Genomic DNA, 13,648 nt, shown 5'->3' with positions numbered 1-13,648 from the left:
TCTTACTGTTTTTTTACGTTTTTAAATGGTAATCCAAATTCTTTCAACAACGCATACCCTTCTTCATCGGTAGAAGCGGTGGTAACGAACGTAATATTCATACCCAGCAAACGCGAAATAGAATCGATATTGATCTCAGGAAAGATGATCTGTTCTTCGATACCCAAGGTATAATTACCTTTTCCGTCGAGTTTGCTGTCAATTCCTTTAAAGTCGCGGATACGGGGCAATGCCACACGGATCAATCGTTCCAGGAATTCATACATTCGGTCTTTTCGCAATGTCACACGAGCACCGATAGGCATTTTTTTGCGCACTTTGAAATTCGAAATATCCTTGCGCGAATAGGTTGGCACTGCTTTTTGTCCGGTAATAAGCGTCAATTCGTTGATTGCTGTATCGATAATTTTTTTATCGGAAACGGCTATTCCCAATCCTTGATTGATTACGATTTTCTCCAATCGGGGGACCTGCATTACCGACTTATACCCGAACTCTTTCATCAAAGCAGGAACAATACGTTCTTTATATTCTTCTTTTAAATTAACCGTATAATTCATTTGATTTCCTCCCCTGACCTTTTAGCATAACGTACCAATTTACCTTCACTGTTCAATCTTCTCCCAATGCGTGTAGGCTTTCCGGATTTCGGATCTATCGGATTCAAATTTGAAATATGTACCGGAGCTTCGATTTTTTCGATTCCGCCCTGTGGACTTTTTGCATTGGGTTTTGTATGTTTTGATACAATATTTACGCCTTCAACAATAGCACGTTGTTTCGCAACATCTACCTTGAGAACACGGCCGGTCTTTCCTTTGTCTTCACCGGCATTCACGTAAACAATATCGCCTTTTTTAATATGTAACTTACTCATCACTTTTCGATTTAATGAATTACAGTACTTCCGGTGCTAATGAAACGATCTTCATGTTGGTGGCACGAAGTTCGCGAGCAACCGGGCCGAAAATTCGGCTTCCCCTCAACTCGCCGGCATTATTCAATAACACACAGGCATTGTCGTCAAATCGGATGTAAGAACCATCCTGACGACGAATCTCTTTTTTTGTACGAACAATAACCGCTTTCGATACAGCCCCTTTTTTGATATCACTCGAAGGGATCACATTTTTAATGGCGACAACAATGATATCTCCCACAGAGGCATAACGTTTTTTGCTTGCGCCCAATATACGGATACACAATGCTTCTTTTGCGCCACTGTTATCGGCTACCGTCAATCTTGATTCCTGTTGTATCATAATTATTTAGCCCTTTCTATTATTTCTACCACTCTCCATCGCTTGGTTTTGCTCAACGGACGAGTTTCCATTATTCTTACTGTATCGCCTATATTACAGTCGTTTTTTTCATCGTGAACATGAAATTTTTTCGTTTTACTAACGAACTTTCCATAAATAGGATGTTTTTCTTTCCATTTCACGACAACAGTGACGGTTTTATCCATTTTATTACTGAAAACGACCCCGACTCTTTCTTTTCTTAAATTTCTCGTTCCCATTTATTCTTTTTCTTTTTTCAATTCTCTTGCACGCAATTCCGTATTGATACGAGCAATTTCTCTGCGTTTGTACTTTATCGAACTTGGATTATCCAACGGAGTAATCGCGTGATTGATGCGCAATCGCATCAATGCGATTCGTTCTGCATCCAACTTCTCTTTCAAATCCTTTTCGGATAGCTCTTTCAATTCCTCTCTTCTTGTCTTCATATATCATTACAAGTTTTGGGAGTTTACATAATCTCTTCTCACCACAAATTTAGTGGTAACAGGCAGCTTTTGAGCAGCCAAACGCAATGCTTCTTTCGCTACTTCGTAAGGAACGCCCTCCACTTCAAACAGAATTCTTCCCGGAGTAACCGGAGCAACAAATCCTTCCGGATTTCCTTTTCCCTTACCCATACGTACTTCAGCAGGTTTTTTGGTAATCGGCTTATCGGGGAATATTCGCACCCACACCTGTCCCTCACGCTGCATATAACGTGTTACGGCAACACGTGCAGCCTCTATTTGGCGGCTGGTGATCCATTTCGATTGCAATGATTTTATTCCGAAAGAACCGAAAGCCAACTGATTGCCGCGAGAAGCATTACCCTTCATACGGCCTTTCTGCTGTCTTCTGAACTTTGTTTTTTTCGGCTGTAACATTTTAGTTTAATTTCAAGCGTTTTTCTTATTTTTCCTGTTTCTTCTTCCACCTTGTCTTCCTTCGGGCCGATTTCCACGTGAGCCACCATTGTGGAAACGACTTTCTTTTTGAGAAGTAAAGGAAGGAGCAAGGTCTTTCTTACCATATACTTCGCCACGGCAGATCCATACTTTAACGCCGATCAACCCGACTTTTGTTAAAGCTTCAGCCTGGAAGTAATCGATATCGGAACGGAAGGTATGTAACGGAATCCTTCCTTCCTTATATATTTCCGAACGAGCCATTTCGGCACCGTTTAAACGACCGGATACTTGAATCTTGATACCTTCGGCTCCCATTCGCATGGTAGAAGCTATCGCCATTTTAACGGCACGGCGATAAGCAATTTTACCCTCGATCTGGCGAGCCACATTGTTTGCCACAATAACAGCATCCAATTCGGGCTTTTTTATTTCGAAAATATTGATCTGGACGTCTTTATCGGTAATTTTCTTTAATTCTTCTTTCAGTTTATCTACTTCCTGTCCGCCTTTACCGATAATGATTCCCGGACGGGCAGTACAGATAGTAATGGTTATCAGTTTCAGTGTTCTCTCGATGATGATACGCGAAACACTTGCTTTTGACAGACGAGCATTTAAATACTTCCGTATTTTGCTATCTTCAAGCAAATTATCTCCATAAGTATCTCCACCGTACCAATTAGAATCCCATCCTCTGATGATTCCCAAACGATTTGCTATCGGATTTACTTTTTGTCCCATCTGCCTTAATTATTAGTTTGTTGTTCTTGTTCTTTGTTATAAGCATCCACTATCAACGTTACATGATTTGAACGTTTCCGGATTCTGTAGGCACGACCTTGCGGAGCCGGACGAAGTCTTTTTAACGTAGGACCTTCGTTTACAAAAACCGTTTTAATGTATAACTCGCCTGTTTCGGCTTTTCTCTCGTTTTTTTGTTCCCAATTCGAAATGGCAGACAGCAACAATTTCTCCATTTTTCGCGATGCTTCCTTATTGGAAAATTTTAGCACACCTAATGCCTTAAAGACTTCCATTCCACGAATCATATCGGCTACATAACGCATTTTACGAGGTGAGCTCGGAACATTTTTCAATGTAGCCAACGCAATATCTTTGCGGCTTTCTTTTCTTTTTTCGGCTGATATTCTTTTTCTAACACTCATGTCTCTTTTCTGTTTTAGTTGGTTCTAAGCCCTGATTCTATTTCTTTCTGCTGCCGGCATGCCCACGGAATGTACGTGTCGGTGCAAACTCTCCGAGTTTATGACCAACCATATTTTCCGTAATATAAACAGGAATAAACTTGTTCCCATTATGAACGGCGATGGTATGTCCAACAAAATCAGGAGAAATCATAGAAGCGCGCGCCCATGTTTTTATTACGGATTTTTTTCCGCTCTCATTCATGGCGAGCACTTTTTGTTCCAATTTTAAATCGATATACGGGCCTTTTTTTAATGATCTACTCATAGTTGTCAATTAATTGATCGGATTACTTCTTCTTTCGCTTTTCGATAATATATTTCGAAGAATGTTTTTTCGGAGATCGTGTTTTCAATCCCTTTGAATATAAACCCTTCGGAGATCTTGGATGGCCTCCTGAAGCACGTCCTTCGCCACCACCCATCGGGTGATCAACCGGGTTTTTAGCAACCCCGCGAGTATGCGGACGACGACCCAGCCATCTTGATCTACCGGCTTTACCCGATTTTTCGAGAGCATGATCCGGATTACTAACACTGCCAATAGTGGCTTTACAGGTAGACAGAATTTTGCGAATTTCGCCGGAAGGCATTTTAATAATGGCATAGTTGTCTTCGCGCGAAACCAACTGTGCAAATGTTCCTGCCGAACGTACCAATTTTGCCCCTTGTCCAGGACGTAACTCAATATTGTGAATCACCGTTCCTAACGGAATATTCGACAAGGGCAATGTATTCCCTACTTCGGGCGCTGCTTGAGCTCCCGACATCACTGTTGATCCTACTCGCAGTCCTTCAGGAGCCAGAATATACGATTTTTCTCCATCGACATAATACAACAATGCGATACGTGCCGAACGATTTGGATCGTATTCTATACTCTTCACTACTGCAGGAATCCCATCTTTCGTTCTCTTGAAGTCGATAAACCGGTAACGTCTTTTGTGTCCGCCGCCAATATAACCTACGGTCATTTTTCCTTGATTGTTGCGGCCACCGGTACTTTTTTTACCTACTACAAGGGATTTTTCCGGTACAATTGCAGTGATATTATCAAATGTACCGATAATTTTGTTTCTTTGCCCCGGTGTTGTGGGCTTGAATTTTCGTAGTCCCATTTCTCTATTTAGATATTGCTGAATAAATCAATCTTTTCTCCTTTTCTCAGCGTTACAATGGCTTTTTTATACGATGGGGTACGACCTTCAACCACTCCAGATTTGGTATAACGGCTTCTGGCTTTTCCGTCGTATCTCATTGTATTTACACTTTCTACGTGTACATCATAAAGCTCTTCGATCGCGTTTTTGATTTCAACTTTGTTGGCACTTGGAACAACAATGAAACCATAACGGTTTTCGAATTTTTCCGTTATCGCGCTCTGCTTTTCCGTAAAAATTGGTTTAATAATTATACCCATTGTCTTATTCCTTATGCTTTTAATAATAAATTATTGATTACGGCAACAGCAGATTCAGTAAGTACCAAACTCACGCAATCCATTATCTTGTAAGTATTTATGTCTGAAGCCGATATAATATTAACGTTGCTTAAATTTCGAGCCGACAAATATACGTTTTTATTTTGACTTGGCAAAACGAAAAGCAGCTTTTTATCAGCGAGTTGCAGATTTTTAGTCAACTCTACAAACTGTTTTGTTTTGGGTTCGTCGAAATTAAAATCTTCAACCACGACAATAGCATTATACATTGCTTTTAAAGAAAGAGCCGATTTACGAGCCAATGTTTTTTCTTTCTTATTGAGCTTGAACCCGTAATCTCTGGGACGGGGACCAAAAACACGTCCTCCCCCCACCAATACGGGTGAATTGATATCGCCTCTGCGGGCCCCCCCGCTACCTTTCTGACGAATAAGTTTACGGGTACTTCCCGAAACTTCGCTTCTCTCTTTCGCTTTGTGAGTACCTCGACGCTGATTAGCCAGGTATTGTTTTACGGCTAACCACATAACATGCTCGTTAGGTTCAATTCCGTAAATGGAATCATCAAGCGTCACTTTCTTATCCGTTACTTCACCTTTTATATTATATACATTCAATTCCATCTTATTTCTCTATTAATACGATTGAACCTTTATATCCCGGTACTGAACCTTTTACTACTAGAAGATTGTGTTCGGGGATTATTTTTACAACCTGAAGATTTTGAACAGTTACCCGCTCATTCCCCATTTGGCCTGCCATACGGGTTCCTTTAAATACTTTTGAAGGAAAAGACGATGCACCAATAGATCCCGGAGCACGCAACCTGTTGTGTTGACCGTGAGTAGATTCACCTACTCCGCCAAAACCGTGACGTTTAACAACGCCTTGAAAACCTTTACCTTTTGAGGTACCAACCACGTCTACAAAGACGGTGTCTTTAAAAAGATCAACAGTGATTTCGGAGCCCAACGTATAGGCATTCCCGAATCCTTTGAACTCGGCCAAGTATCGCTTCGGAGTTACCCCGGCTTTATTGAAATGACCTTTTTCAGCTTTGGTTGTATGTTTGTCTTTTTTTTCCATAAAACCCAACTGTAACGAGTCATATCCGTCTTTCTCGACGGTTTTTATCTGTGTAACTACGCAAGGACCAGCTTCGATAACAGTGCATGGAATACTTTTTCCCTCGGCACTGAAAACGGATGTCATTCCGATTTTTTTTCCTATTAATCCCGGCATTTCTCTGTTGTTTTATTGCCTCTCCACTCATTTCCGTATGGATATGTTAAGAGGCATCGTTAATAATGTTTATCTAATTTCAGTGTACTTAAAAAAATTTGCAACTTTCCTTCCCATGTAAAACCGATATTCATGAGATTCATCAACTTTTTCTTGTTTCTGGAACAAGTCAGCTTTCGAATCGAAGGAAATCACACTTTAATCTCAACCTCCACCCCGCTTGGCAACTCAAGCTTCATCAGCGCATCGATGGTTTTTGCCGTCGAATTGTAAATATCGATGAGACGCTTAAATGAAGACAGTTCGAATTGTTCGCGCGACTTCTTGTTCACGAATGTTGAACGGTTTACCGTAAATATCCGTTTATGGGTTGGCAACGGAATAGGACCGCTTACGACAGCTCCGGTAGCCTTTACCGTTTTTACGATTTTTTCTGCCGACTTATCGACAAGGGAATAATCGTATGATTTCAGTTTTATTCTGATTTTTTGGCTCATAAATTTATAGTGTTATTTAATCAATTCAACACGACCTTTTACTTCTGTCAATACCTGCCTTGCGATAGAAGGAGATACTTCCTCATAATGCGAAAAACTCATGGTAGACGTTGCACGTCCTGAAGTGATGGTACGCAACGAAGTCACATAACCAAACATTTCGGCAAGCGGAGCTTTTGCTTTCACAATGCGTGCTCCCGAGCGGTTCGACTCCATACCTTCAATCTGACCGCGACGTTTGTTGAGGTCAGAAATTACATCCCCCATACTTTCTTCCGGGGTAACCACTTCTACTTTCATTATCGGCTCGAGCAATACCGGTCCGGCCTTTTCGGCAGCGTGTCTGAATGCCTGGATGGCACAAATTTCAAACGACAACTGATCCGAGTCGACCGGGTGATACGAACCATCGATAACGGTCACTTTGAGGTTGTTCAACGGGTAACCGGCAAGCACGCCGTTCTTCATTGCTTGCAAGAAACCTTTTTGAACAGCCGGAATAAATTCTCTGGGAATATTTCCACCTTTCACTTCATCGATAAATTGAAGTTCGCCTTCAAAATCTTTATCGGCAGGTTCTATCCGTACAATGATATCGGCAAATTTACCGCGGCCACCGGTTTGTTTCTTATATACTTCACGCAATTCAACCGGTCTTGTAATCGCCTCCTTGTAGGCCACTTGAGGACGACCCTGATTACATTCCACTTTAAATTCGCGTTTCAAACGGTCGATGATGATATCGAGGTGAAGCTCACCCATGCCCGAGATAATGGTTTGGCCGGTTTCTTCATCGGTTTTAACCGTAAAGGTGGGATCTTCCTCAGCCAATTTCGACAAACCATTCGACAGCTTATCCAGATCTTTCTGACTTTTGGGTTCAACTGCGATGCTGATTACAGGATCGGGAAAATCCATCGATTCCAGCAAAATAGGATGTTCTTCGTCGCAAAGAGTATCTCCTGTGCGTATATCCTTAAATCCGACAGCTGCACCAATATCGCCACATCCGATAAAATCTTTCGGATTTTGTTTATTGGAGTGCATTTGAAACAAACGCGAAACACGTTCCTTTTTACCCGATCGCGAATTATAAACATAAGAACCTGACTGCAGTTCTCCCGAATACACCCTGAAAAAGCTCAAACGACCCACATAGGGATCGGTTGCTATTTTAAAAACCAACGCACAGAACGGTTCATCGGGATCGGGATGGCGAACAAGTTTTTTCTCGGGATCTCGGGGATCTACACCCACAATTGCATCCGTATCCAGCGGGCTGGGCAAATAGGCACACACCGCATCGAGTAAGGGCTGAACGCCTTTATTTTTGAAGGACGACCCACAAACCATCGGATTGATTTGCATAGCCAGTGTTCCTTTTCTCAATGCCCGATGGATTTCGTCTTCGGTGATCGTTGACGGATCATCGAAAAACTTTTCCATTATCGCATCATCAAATTCGGCTATGGTTTCCAACATTTTTTCACGCCATTCGGCAGCTTCTGCCTTCAATTCAGCCGGGATCTCATCTACATCATAATCGGCTCCCAACGTTTCGTCGTGCCAATAAAGGGCTTTCATGCGAATTAAATCGACAATCCCTTTAAAGTTGTCTTCTGCACCAATCGGTATCTGAATAAGACACGGGCGTGCACCCAACATTTCCTTTATTTGTCGGGCAACTTCGAAAAAATTTGCCCCCGAACGGTCCATTTTGTTAACATAACAAATGCGGGGAACTTTATATTTATCGGCTTGATGCCATACGGTTTCCGACTGCGGCTCTACACCTCCTACAGCACAAAAAGTAGCAATTGCACCATCCAGTACCCTCAACGAACGTTCCACTTCAACAGTAAAATCGACGTGTCCCGGAGTGTCAATCAAATTTATTTTGAATGTCTGATCTTTATATTTCCAGCTTGTTGTTGTTGCAGCAGACGAGATCGTAATACCCCGTTCCTGTTCTTGCTCCATCCAGTCCATAGTCGCTGTCCCATCATGCACCTCCCCAATCTTATGGGTAAGACCCGTATAATACAGAATACGCTCCGATGTAGTGGTTTTTCCTGCATCGATATGCGCCATGATGCCGATGTTGCGTGTATATTTTAATGCTTCTTTTGAACTTTTTGCCATTTTACGTTATATCTTCCTCTATTTAAAATCTGAAATGAGCAAAAGCACGGTTGGCTTCTGCCATTCTATGCATATCTTCTTTTCGTTTGTATGCTCCACCTTGACTATTATAAGCATCAACTATTTCGGCAGCCAATTTTTCCGCCATATTTTTTCCACCTCTTTTGCGAGCAAAAGAAATGATATTTTTCATCGAAATGGATTCTTTTCTTCCGGGATAAATTTCGGTAGGAACCTGAAAAGTAGCTCCGCCAACACGGCGTGACTTTACCTCAACTTGTGGCGTAACATTATCTAAAGCAGCTTTCCAAATCTCGAGAGCCGACTTTTCTTCATTAGGCAATTTAGCCTTCACAATTTCTAACGCAGAATAGAAAATATCATAGGAAATACTTTTCTTTCCGTCGCGCATAAGATGGTTAACAAATCTTGTTACCCTTACATCACCAAAAACCGGATCAGGTAATACCTGTCTCTTTTTAGGTTTAGTTTTTCTCATTGTCTTAAAAAAATTTACTGTTGTTTGGTTGCCTTTTTACTTGTCTTCAACGATTCCTCCGAATCATTTACTCAACCCTATAAAATGCGAATACCAAAAATTTCAACACTAATTAAACATTAACTTTAATTTTACTTTGTTAGTTTTTATCGGCCGATTATTTCTTTTTTGGTGCCGATTTAGCTCCTGCAGCATTTGCTTTGGGACGTTTTGCTCCATACTTGGAACGTCTTTGCGTACGGCCACTGACACCGGCCGTATCCAACGTACCCCGCACAATGTGATACCGAACACCCGGCAAATCCTTTACACGACCACCACGCACCAAAACAATGGAGTGTTCCTGCAAATTGTGACCTTCGCCCGGAATATACGCATTCACTTCTTTCGAGTTGGTTAAACGCACACGAGCAACCTTTCTCATCGCCGAATTCGGCTTCTTGGGAGTTGTGGTATAAACTCTTATACACACACCTCTACGCTGAGGACAACCGTCCAAAGCCGGTGATTTGCTTTTTTCCGTTAACTCTGTACGCCCTTTTCTTACTAGTTGTTGAATTGTAGGCATTTTTATACTTTCTTTTTAAACTAATTTATCTTAATTTTCTTCCTGTTATTCGCTCATAACCAACAATCTAAGCAACGCATAATCAAACAATTATATGGCATGCCTCAGATTTTTGGGGATAAAAACGGCACAAAAATACAAATTATCAAGAAGATATACAAGTAAATCACGCTGTTTTTAAAAATATTTTTCTTTCCGATTCCCAAATAGCGAAAATAATCAACAAGTTAGGGAGAAACAATTTATCTGTTGTGTAAGGAACATAAATTATAATTATCGCTACATAGGAACAACAATAAAAACAAAAAAGAGATATTTTTGTAGCGACATGTAACTTTTCGGCTTTTCAACCGTCATTATATAATGAATAACGAAAAATTTCATCATATTATTTTGTCCCTGAGTGACAATCTCTATCGACTAGCACTGAGCATCGTGCAAGATAAAGAAGAAGCGGAAGACATTGTGCAAGATGTTTTTTTGAAACTTTGGAGCAAAAAAGATGAATGGAACAACATCGATAATGCAGAGGCATATTGCTATCGTTCGACTAAAAATTTAGCGCTTGACCGACTTTCGTCACGGGCAATACGAAAGACAGAAAGTATTGATCCTCAACAAGAGAGTTACGCTTTTATCGATAACGAAACGCCACATATGCAATTTATTAGAAAAGAAGAGCGTTCTATTATATATAGGTGTATCGATGAACTCTCCCAAAATCAGCAATTGGTTTTTCAACTCAGGGAGATCGACGGACTCAGTTATGGCGATATAGCCAACGTAATGGGTATTAGCGAAGATTTAGTGAAGATAACCCTTTTCAGGGCACGAAAAAAAATGAAAGAATTACTGGAAAAGAACAATGATGAAAGAATATGAACATATTCGCTTTTTGTTGAACAACTATTGGAATTGCGAAACATCACTCGAAGAAGAAAAGCAATTGCAAAACTTTTTTTCGGGTAACGATATTCCGGAAGATTTGCAAAAATACGCTGCTCTCTTCAGGGATTACAAAGAGAGCCAGCTCTCCATCCGATTGGACGACGATTTCGATAAAAGACTGGAAGCCGCCATTCATCAAAAAGAAAAAGAGAAACAATACATTACCATCCGCATATTTGCTCCCGTCTTAAAAATTGCAGCCTCCATTCTTATCCTAATCACCGTGGGAATCGGCATTTATTTTCTTTCCAACGAAAGCAAGAAACCCTATTTCGCCGAAACCTACAACGATCCGAAAGCTGCGCTCAAGGATGCTACATATGCATTGGAAAAACTCTCCGAAGCATTACAAAGAGGAGAAGAAGCATCCCAAGAAACACTCAACGAATTGAAAAATCTGAATATTGACTGGACCGTTTTGGATTCGATGAATGTGGAAATGGAACCGGTAGCTGAGACGGAACCCATCGAAAAAGAAAATTTATGAGAACCGTTTCCCAAACAATAATTTCAAATTAAAAAGGAAAGAGCAAAAAAACGAATGAAAAATTTAGTATTTCTATTTCTATTCGCATTTACAACAGCATCATTTGCAGGTGGAGATTTCATTACGGAATTTCTGAATACGTGTGTCGAAGCCAAAATGCCTGTAAATAATGTAAACATCGGAAAACCAATGCTCGAAAAAATGGCTTCGAATACCACCGACGAAGAATTGAAAAAAATATTTCAAAACTTAAACAGCCTCCGCATCATCACAACCGAAAATAAAAAAGATGCACACCATTATTTTAAAAAGGCCAACGAACTGATCGCAAACAAGTTTCCAGACTATCAAGAAGTAGTTTCGGTAAACGACAGAAATACGAAAATAAATATTCGGATGAAAAATAAAGGGACCAAAAATCAGGATATTATTTTTATCGGATTAGACGAAGACGACAAATTGACCATCATTAATATTACCGGAAAAATAGATTTTAATGCTATTGCCAAATTGTCTGACTCGTTGAATAAAGAAATCGAAGCAGGTGAAAACTCATCAACAGAAGACAAACCTGCCATAAACAACCAACAAGAATAACAAAGAGCAATAAACAAAAATAAAGAAAGCACAACAGCAGCAAATAACTTTTTTCTTTTTTATATTTAAACGATGGATAGACGGCCGAACGCGAGTTTAGCCGTCTATGGTTTTTTATAAAGGCCTTTTCGAGGTGAGCAAAAGAAATACCCCAATTAGGCTAACTGTTCAGCCGCCAGGCAGAGTTCTTCATACCATTCTTCGCCGAATTTGCGGATTAAGGGTTCTTTTAAGAATTGGTATAATTTTATGCCGGTTTTTTTGCCCGATTTGAGCGCCGGACTGCATACCGACCAACGGTCGTAATTCAAAGCCGTGAACCCGTTGTATTGGTGCAAACGAATGGGATAAAGGTGGCACGAGACCGGTTTTTGTACCGATATCCTTCCCTCCCTAAAAGCATGGTCGATAGCACATCGGCAAATACCTTCGGCATCGAAATAGGTGAATACACATTCACGCCCTTCTATAATCGAAGTTACCAGTTCGCCGTCATCATCGATGTAGGCTATCCCCTGTTTTTCGATCAGCTCACGGGCTTCTTGAGAAAGATCGTCCCAAATCTCAGGCAATGCTTCCTGTATCGCCTCATATTCCTCTTGCGCCAACGGTGCACCGGCATCGCCTTCCACACAACACATCCCCTTACATTTGCTAAGATCGCACGCAAAACAGGTCTTTAATATATCTTCCGAAATCAACGTATCCCCGATTTGTATCATCAACAACCGTCCTCCATCCGTTTTTTGTATAATAGAAATAAAAATAACGTAACGATCAAACTAAGGGCTGCCCCACATCCAAACTCAAAAGTCAACGGCTGATTCTCCAACCGCTGCACGAAATCGGTTTCGCTAAAAAAGAAAACAGTCAGGATAGACAAGGCATTATTGAAAAAATGAGCCGCAATAGGTATCCACAAATTTCGTCCATATAAAAAAAGATATCCCAGCAAAACACCCAATACCAACCGTGGGAAAAAGCCATAGAATTGAAGATGCATAACACTGAAAAGGAAAGCAGTAATCCATACGGCTGCATGCTTGTTTTTTACCATTTCTGAAAGAGACTGTTGCAGTACGCCTCGAAAGAAAAACTCTTCCGAAAATGCAGCAAAAACGCCGATCAGCAAAAGATTCACCATCAAAACCCACACGCTTTTCTCTTCCAGCAATATTTCGGTAGTAGCTGCCGCAGCATCTTCCATCTGCCGCATCCACTGCTCGATGGATTTGAGCGATTCAGGCAAATGCATCTGTTGGTTCCACTGCATCAAAAACGAAACCATTGGCATAGCCGCTACAAAAATCAAAACAGAGAAGCCTATTGCGGAAGTCAGTTTGGCCGACTTTTGCAAACACAAAAAACGTGAAGGGCCGGATTCGCTCATCCCTGCAACACCATATGCCGGAAAGAAAAACATAAGCAGGCTTTGCAAAAAGGTATTCAGACGGATAAACCACGCATTGGAAGAATCGCCGAAACCAAAAACAAGAGTAAGAAACTGCATTATACCACCGGCTACAAACATTCCGACAAAAGAAAAAAGAAACAGATAAAAAATCCGTGCTTTCCCTGACTCAGTTGTGATAATTGGTTTCATTCCGTTATATTTTCGGCATAAAGATATAAAAAGTTGGAAAAGATGCCTCAATAACCGCAGCATAAAGGTAAAACGACTGTTTCATGTCCGCTTCTTGCTTGCTTCAAGGCAGGGACAAAAACGTCGGATTTTGCAGATTCAGGGTAAAAACCACCTGCGTATTTGCAGTAAAAACGGCAAAAAACGGGAGCAAGCATGGAGCGAGGATGGTGCAGCCTTGGTACG

General features: G+C 41.0%; 22 protein-coding genes. 3 read left to right on the top strand and 19 right to left on the bottom strand.

Annotated features, from left to right (window positions below):
- Positions 1-2 precede the first annotated feature (2 nt).
- From rplE to rpsL, 17 genes are all read right to left on the bottom strand, one after another.
- Positions 3-560 (bottom strand): 50S ribosomal protein L5, encoded by a 558-nt coding sequence (rplE, locus tag OLM34_RS05975; protein ID WP_264405888.1) that lies wholly within the window; start codon positions 558-560, stop codon positions 3-5.
- On the bottom strand, positions 557-877 hold the full coding sequence (gene rplX / locus OLM34_RS05970; RefSeq protein ID WP_264405887.1) for a 50S ribosomal protein L24: 321 nt from the start codon (positions 875-877) through the stop codon (positions 557-559). The genes rplE and rplX overlap by 4 nt, the downstream gene beginning before the upstream one ends.
- A gap of 19 nt (positions 878-896) precedes the next feature.
- The gene (gene rplN / locus OLM34_RS05965) at positions 897-1,262 is read right to left on the bottom strand and encodes a 50S ribosomal protein L14 (RefSeq protein WP_264405886.1); all 366 of its coding nucleotides are present in this window, start codon (positions 1,260-1,262) and stop codon (positions 897-899) included.
- Between the two features lie 2 nt (positions 1,263-1,264).
- A complete protein-coding gene (gene rpsQ, locus OLM34_RS05960; RefSeq protein WP_264405885.1) occupies positions 1,265-1,522 on the bottom strand; it encodes a 30S ribosomal protein S17 in 258 nt (85 codons plus the stop codon).
- On the bottom strand, positions 1,523-1,732 hold the full coding sequence (gene rpmC, locus OLM34_RS05955) for a 50S ribosomal protein L29 (RefSeq protein WP_264405883.1): 210 nt from the start codon (positions 1,730-1,732) through the stop codon (positions 1,523-1,525).
- 6 nt (positions 1,733-1,738) lie between these two features.
- The gene (gene rplP, locus OLM34_RS05950; RefSeq protein WP_264405882.1) at positions 1,739-2,170 is read right to left on the bottom strand and encodes a 50S ribosomal protein L16; all 432 of its coding nucleotides are present in this window, start codon (positions 2,168-2,170) and stop codon (positions 1,739-1,741) included.
- A 12-nt stretch (positions 2,171-2,182) separates the two neighbouring features.
- A complete protein-coding gene (gene rpsC, locus OLM34_RS05945; RefSeq protein ID WP_264405880.1) occupies positions 2,183-2,935 on the bottom strand; it encodes a 30S ribosomal protein S3 in 753 nt (250 codons plus the stop codon).
- Positions 2,936-2,940: 5 nt separating this feature from the next.
- Positions 2,941-3,360, bottom strand: a complete 420-nt coding sequence (gene rplV / locus OLM34_RS05940; protein ID WP_264405878.1) for a 50S ribosomal protein L22 — start codon at positions 3,358-3,360, stop codon at positions 2,941-2,943.
- Between the two features lie 37 nt (positions 3,361-3,397).
- A complete protein-coding gene (rpsS, locus tag OLM34_RS05935) occupies positions 3,398-3,667 on the bottom strand; it encodes a 30S ribosomal protein S19 (protein WP_264405877.1) in 270 nt (89 codons plus the stop codon).
- A gap of 22 nt (positions 3,668-3,689) precedes the next feature.
- The gene (rplB, locus tag OLM34_RS05930) at positions 3,690-4,517 is read right to left on the bottom strand and encodes a 50S ribosomal protein L2 (protein ID WP_264405876.1); all 828 of its coding nucleotides are present in this window, start codon (positions 4,515-4,517) and stop codon (positions 3,690-3,692) included.
- An 8-nt stretch (positions 4,518-4,525) separates the two neighbouring features.
- On the bottom strand, positions 4,526-4,819 hold the full coding sequence (gene rplW / locus OLM34_RS05925) for a 50S ribosomal protein L23 (protein ID WP_264405875.1): 294 nt from the start codon (positions 4,817-4,819) through the stop codon (positions 4,526-4,528).
- A gap of 11 nt (positions 4,820-4,830) precedes the next feature.
- On the bottom strand, positions 4,831-5,463 hold the full coding sequence (rplD, locus tag OLM34_RS05920) for a 50S ribosomal protein L4 (protein WP_264405873.1): 633 nt from the start codon (positions 5,461-5,463) through the stop codon (positions 4,831-4,833).
- 1 nt (position 5,464) lies between these two features.
- Complete coding sequence (gene rplC, locus OLM34_RS05915) at positions 5,465-6,082, bottom strand: 50S ribosomal protein L3 (protein ID WP_264405871.1); 618 nt, start codon at positions 6,080-6,082, stop codon at positions 5,465-5,467.
- Between the two features lie 191 nt (positions 6,083-6,273).
- On the bottom strand, positions 6,274-6,579 hold the full coding sequence (rpsJ, locus tag OLM34_RS05910) for a 30S ribosomal protein S10 (RefSeq protein WP_264405870.1): 306 nt from the start codon (positions 6,577-6,579) through the stop codon (positions 6,274-6,276).
- 12 nt (positions 6,580-6,591) lie between these two features.
- Positions 6,592-8,721 (bottom strand): elongation factor G, encoded by a 2,130-nt coding sequence (gene fusA / locus OLM34_RS05905; protein ID WP_264405869.1) that lies wholly within the window; start codon positions 8,719-8,721, stop codon positions 6,592-6,594.
- A 22-nt stretch (positions 8,722-8,743) separates the two neighbouring features.
- The gene (gene rpsG, locus OLM34_RS05900) at positions 8,744-9,220 is read right to left on the bottom strand and encodes a 30S ribosomal protein S7 (protein ID WP_264405867.1); all 477 of its coding nucleotides are present in this window, start codon (positions 9,218-9,220) and stop codon (positions 8,744-8,746) included.
- 157 nt (positions 9,221-9,377) lie between these two features.
- Entirely contained in the window at positions 9,378-9,788 is a 411-nt protein-coding gene (rpsL, locus tag OLM34_RS05895; RefSeq protein ID WP_264405866.1) for a 30S ribosomal protein S12, read from the bottom strand.
- Positions 9,789-10,151: 363 nt separating this feature from the next.
- Here rpsL and OLM34_RS05890 point away from each other — a divergent pair, with 363 nt between their 5' ends.
- The 3 genes from OLM34_RS05890 to OLM34_RS05880 are packed head-to-tail and all read left to right on the top strand — an operon-like array spanning position 10,152 to position 11,820.
- Entirely contained in the window at positions 10,152-10,670 is a 519-nt protein-coding gene (locus tag OLM34_RS05890) for an RNA polymerase sigma factor (protein WP_264405865.1), read from the top strand.
- Positions 10,654-11,223, top strand: coding sequence for a hypothetical protein (locus tag OLM34_RS05885; RefSeq protein ID WP_264405863.1), 570 nt, complete (start codon positions 10,654-10,656; stop codon positions 11,221-11,223). Before OLM34_RS05890 ends, OLM34_RS05885 begins: the two co-directional genes overlap by 17 nt.
- A gap of 54 nt (positions 11,224-11,277) precedes the next feature.
- A complete protein-coding gene (locus OLM34_RS05880; RefSeq protein WP_264405861.1) occupies positions 11,278-11,820 on the top strand; it encodes a DUF4252 domain-containing protein in 543 nt (180 codons plus the stop codon).
- Between the two features lie 155 nt (positions 11,821-11,975).
- Here OLM34_RS05880 and OLM34_RS05875 read toward each other — a convergent pair whose 3' ends face one another.
- A complete protein-coding gene (locus tag OLM34_RS05875) occupies positions 11,976-12,542 on the bottom strand; it encodes a DUF3109 family protein (protein ID WP_264405860.1) in 567 nt (188 codons plus the stop codon).
- On the bottom strand, positions 12,542-13,423 hold the full coding sequence (locus OLM34_RS05870; protein WP_264405857.1) for a CPBP family intramembrane glutamic endopeptidase: 882 nt from the start codon (positions 13,421-13,423) through the stop codon (positions 12,542-12,544). The genes OLM34_RS05875 and OLM34_RS05870 overlap by 1 nt, the downstream gene beginning before the upstream one ends.
- Positions 13,424-13,648 lie beyond the last annotated feature (225 nt).

Source organism: Anaerorudis cellulosivorans (genome assembly GCF_025943985.1).
Taxonomy (GTDB): Bacteria; Bacteroidota; Bacteroidia; order Bacteroidales; family Dysgonomonadaceae; genus Anaerorudis; species Anaerorudis cellulosivorans.
The sequence above is the reverse complement of the archived record's forward strand: the minus strand, read 5'-3'. Positions and strand labels throughout refer to the sequence as shown.

Excerpts from the sequence above, each read along its gene's own strand:
- rplE (WP_264405888.1), bottom strand. The coding sequence starts at position 560 with ATGAATTATACGGTTAATTTAAAAGAAGAATATAAAGAACGTATTGTT.
- rplX (WP_264405887.1), bottom strand. The coding sequence starts at position 877 with ATGAGTAAGTTACATATTAAAAAAGGCGATATTGTTTACGTGAATGCC.
- rplN (WP_264405886.1), bottom strand. The coding sequence starts at position 1,262 with ATGATACAACAGGAATCAAGATTGACGGTAGCCGATAACAGTGGCGCA.
- rpsQ (WP_264405885.1), bottom strand. The coding sequence starts at position 1,522 with ATGGGAACGAGAAATTTAAGAAAAGAAAGAGTCGGGGTCGTTTTCAGT.
- rpmC (WP_264405883.1), bottom strand. The coding sequence starts at position 1,732 with ATGAAGACAAGAAGAGAGGAATTGAAAGAGCTATCCGAAAAGGATTTG.
- rplP (WP_264405882.1), bottom strand. The coding sequence starts at position 2,170 with ATGTTACAGCCGAAAAAAACAAAGTTCAGAAGACAGCAGAAAGGCCGT.
- rpsC (WP_264405880.1), bottom strand. The coding sequence starts at position 2,935 with ATGGGACAAAAAGTAAATCCGATAGCAAATCGTTTGGGAATCATCAGA.
- rplV (WP_264405878.1), bottom strand. The coding sequence starts at position 3,360 with ATGAGTGTTAGAAAAAGAATATCAGCCGAAAAAAGAAAAGAAAGCCGC.
- rpsS (WP_264405877.1), bottom strand. The coding sequence starts at position 3,667 with ATGAGTAGATCATTAAAAAAAGGCCCGTATATCGATTTAAAATTGGAA.
- rplB (WP_264405876.1), bottom strand. The coding sequence starts at position 4,517 with ATGGGACTACGAAAATTCAAGCCCACAACACCGGGGCAAAGAAACAAA.
- rplW (WP_264405875.1), bottom strand. The coding sequence starts at position 4,819 with ATGGGTATAATTATTAAACCAATTTTTACGGAAAAGCAGAGCGCGATA.
- rplD (WP_264405873.1), bottom strand. The coding sequence starts at position 5,463 with ATGGAATTGAATGTATATAATATAAAAGGTGAAGTAACGGATAAGAAA.
- rplC (WP_264405871.1), bottom strand. The coding sequence starts at position 6,082 with ATGCCGGGATTAATAGGAAAAAAAATCGGAATGACATCCGTTTTCAGT.
- rpsJ (WP_264405870.1), bottom strand. The coding sequence starts at position 6,579 with ATGAGCCAAAAAATCAGAATAAAACTGAAATCATACGATTATTCCCTT.
- fusA (WP_264405869.1), bottom strand. The coding sequence starts at position 8,721 with ATGGCAAAAAGTTCAAAAGAAGCATTAAAATATACACGCAACATCGGC.
- rpsG (WP_264405867.1), bottom strand. The coding sequence starts at position 9,220 with ATGAGAAAAACTAAACCTAAAAAGAGACAGGTATTACCTGATCCGGTT.
- rpsL (WP_264405866.1), bottom strand. The coding sequence starts at position 9,788 with ATGCCTACAATTCAACAACTAGTAAGAAAAGGGCGTACAGAGTTAACG.
- OLM34_RS05890 (WP_264405865.1), top strand. The coding sequence starts at position 10,152 with ATGAATAACGAAAAATTTCATCATATTATTTTGTCCCTGAGTGACAAT.
- OLM34_RS05885 (WP_264405863.1), top strand. The coding sequence starts at position 10,654 with ATGATGAAAGAATATGAACATATTCGCTTTTTGTTGAACAACTATTGG.
- OLM34_RS05880 (WP_264405861.1), top strand. The coding sequence starts at position 11,278 with ATGAAAAATTTAGTATTTCTATTTCTATTCGCATTTACAACAGCATCA.
- OLM34_RS05875 (WP_264405860.1), bottom strand. The coding sequence starts at position 12,542 with ATGATACAAATCGGGGATACGTTGATTTCGGAAGATATATTAAAGACC.
- OLM34_RS05870 (WP_264405857.1), bottom strand. The coding sequence starts at position 13,423 with ATGAAACCAATTATCACAACTGAGTCAGGGAAAGCACGGATTTTTTAT.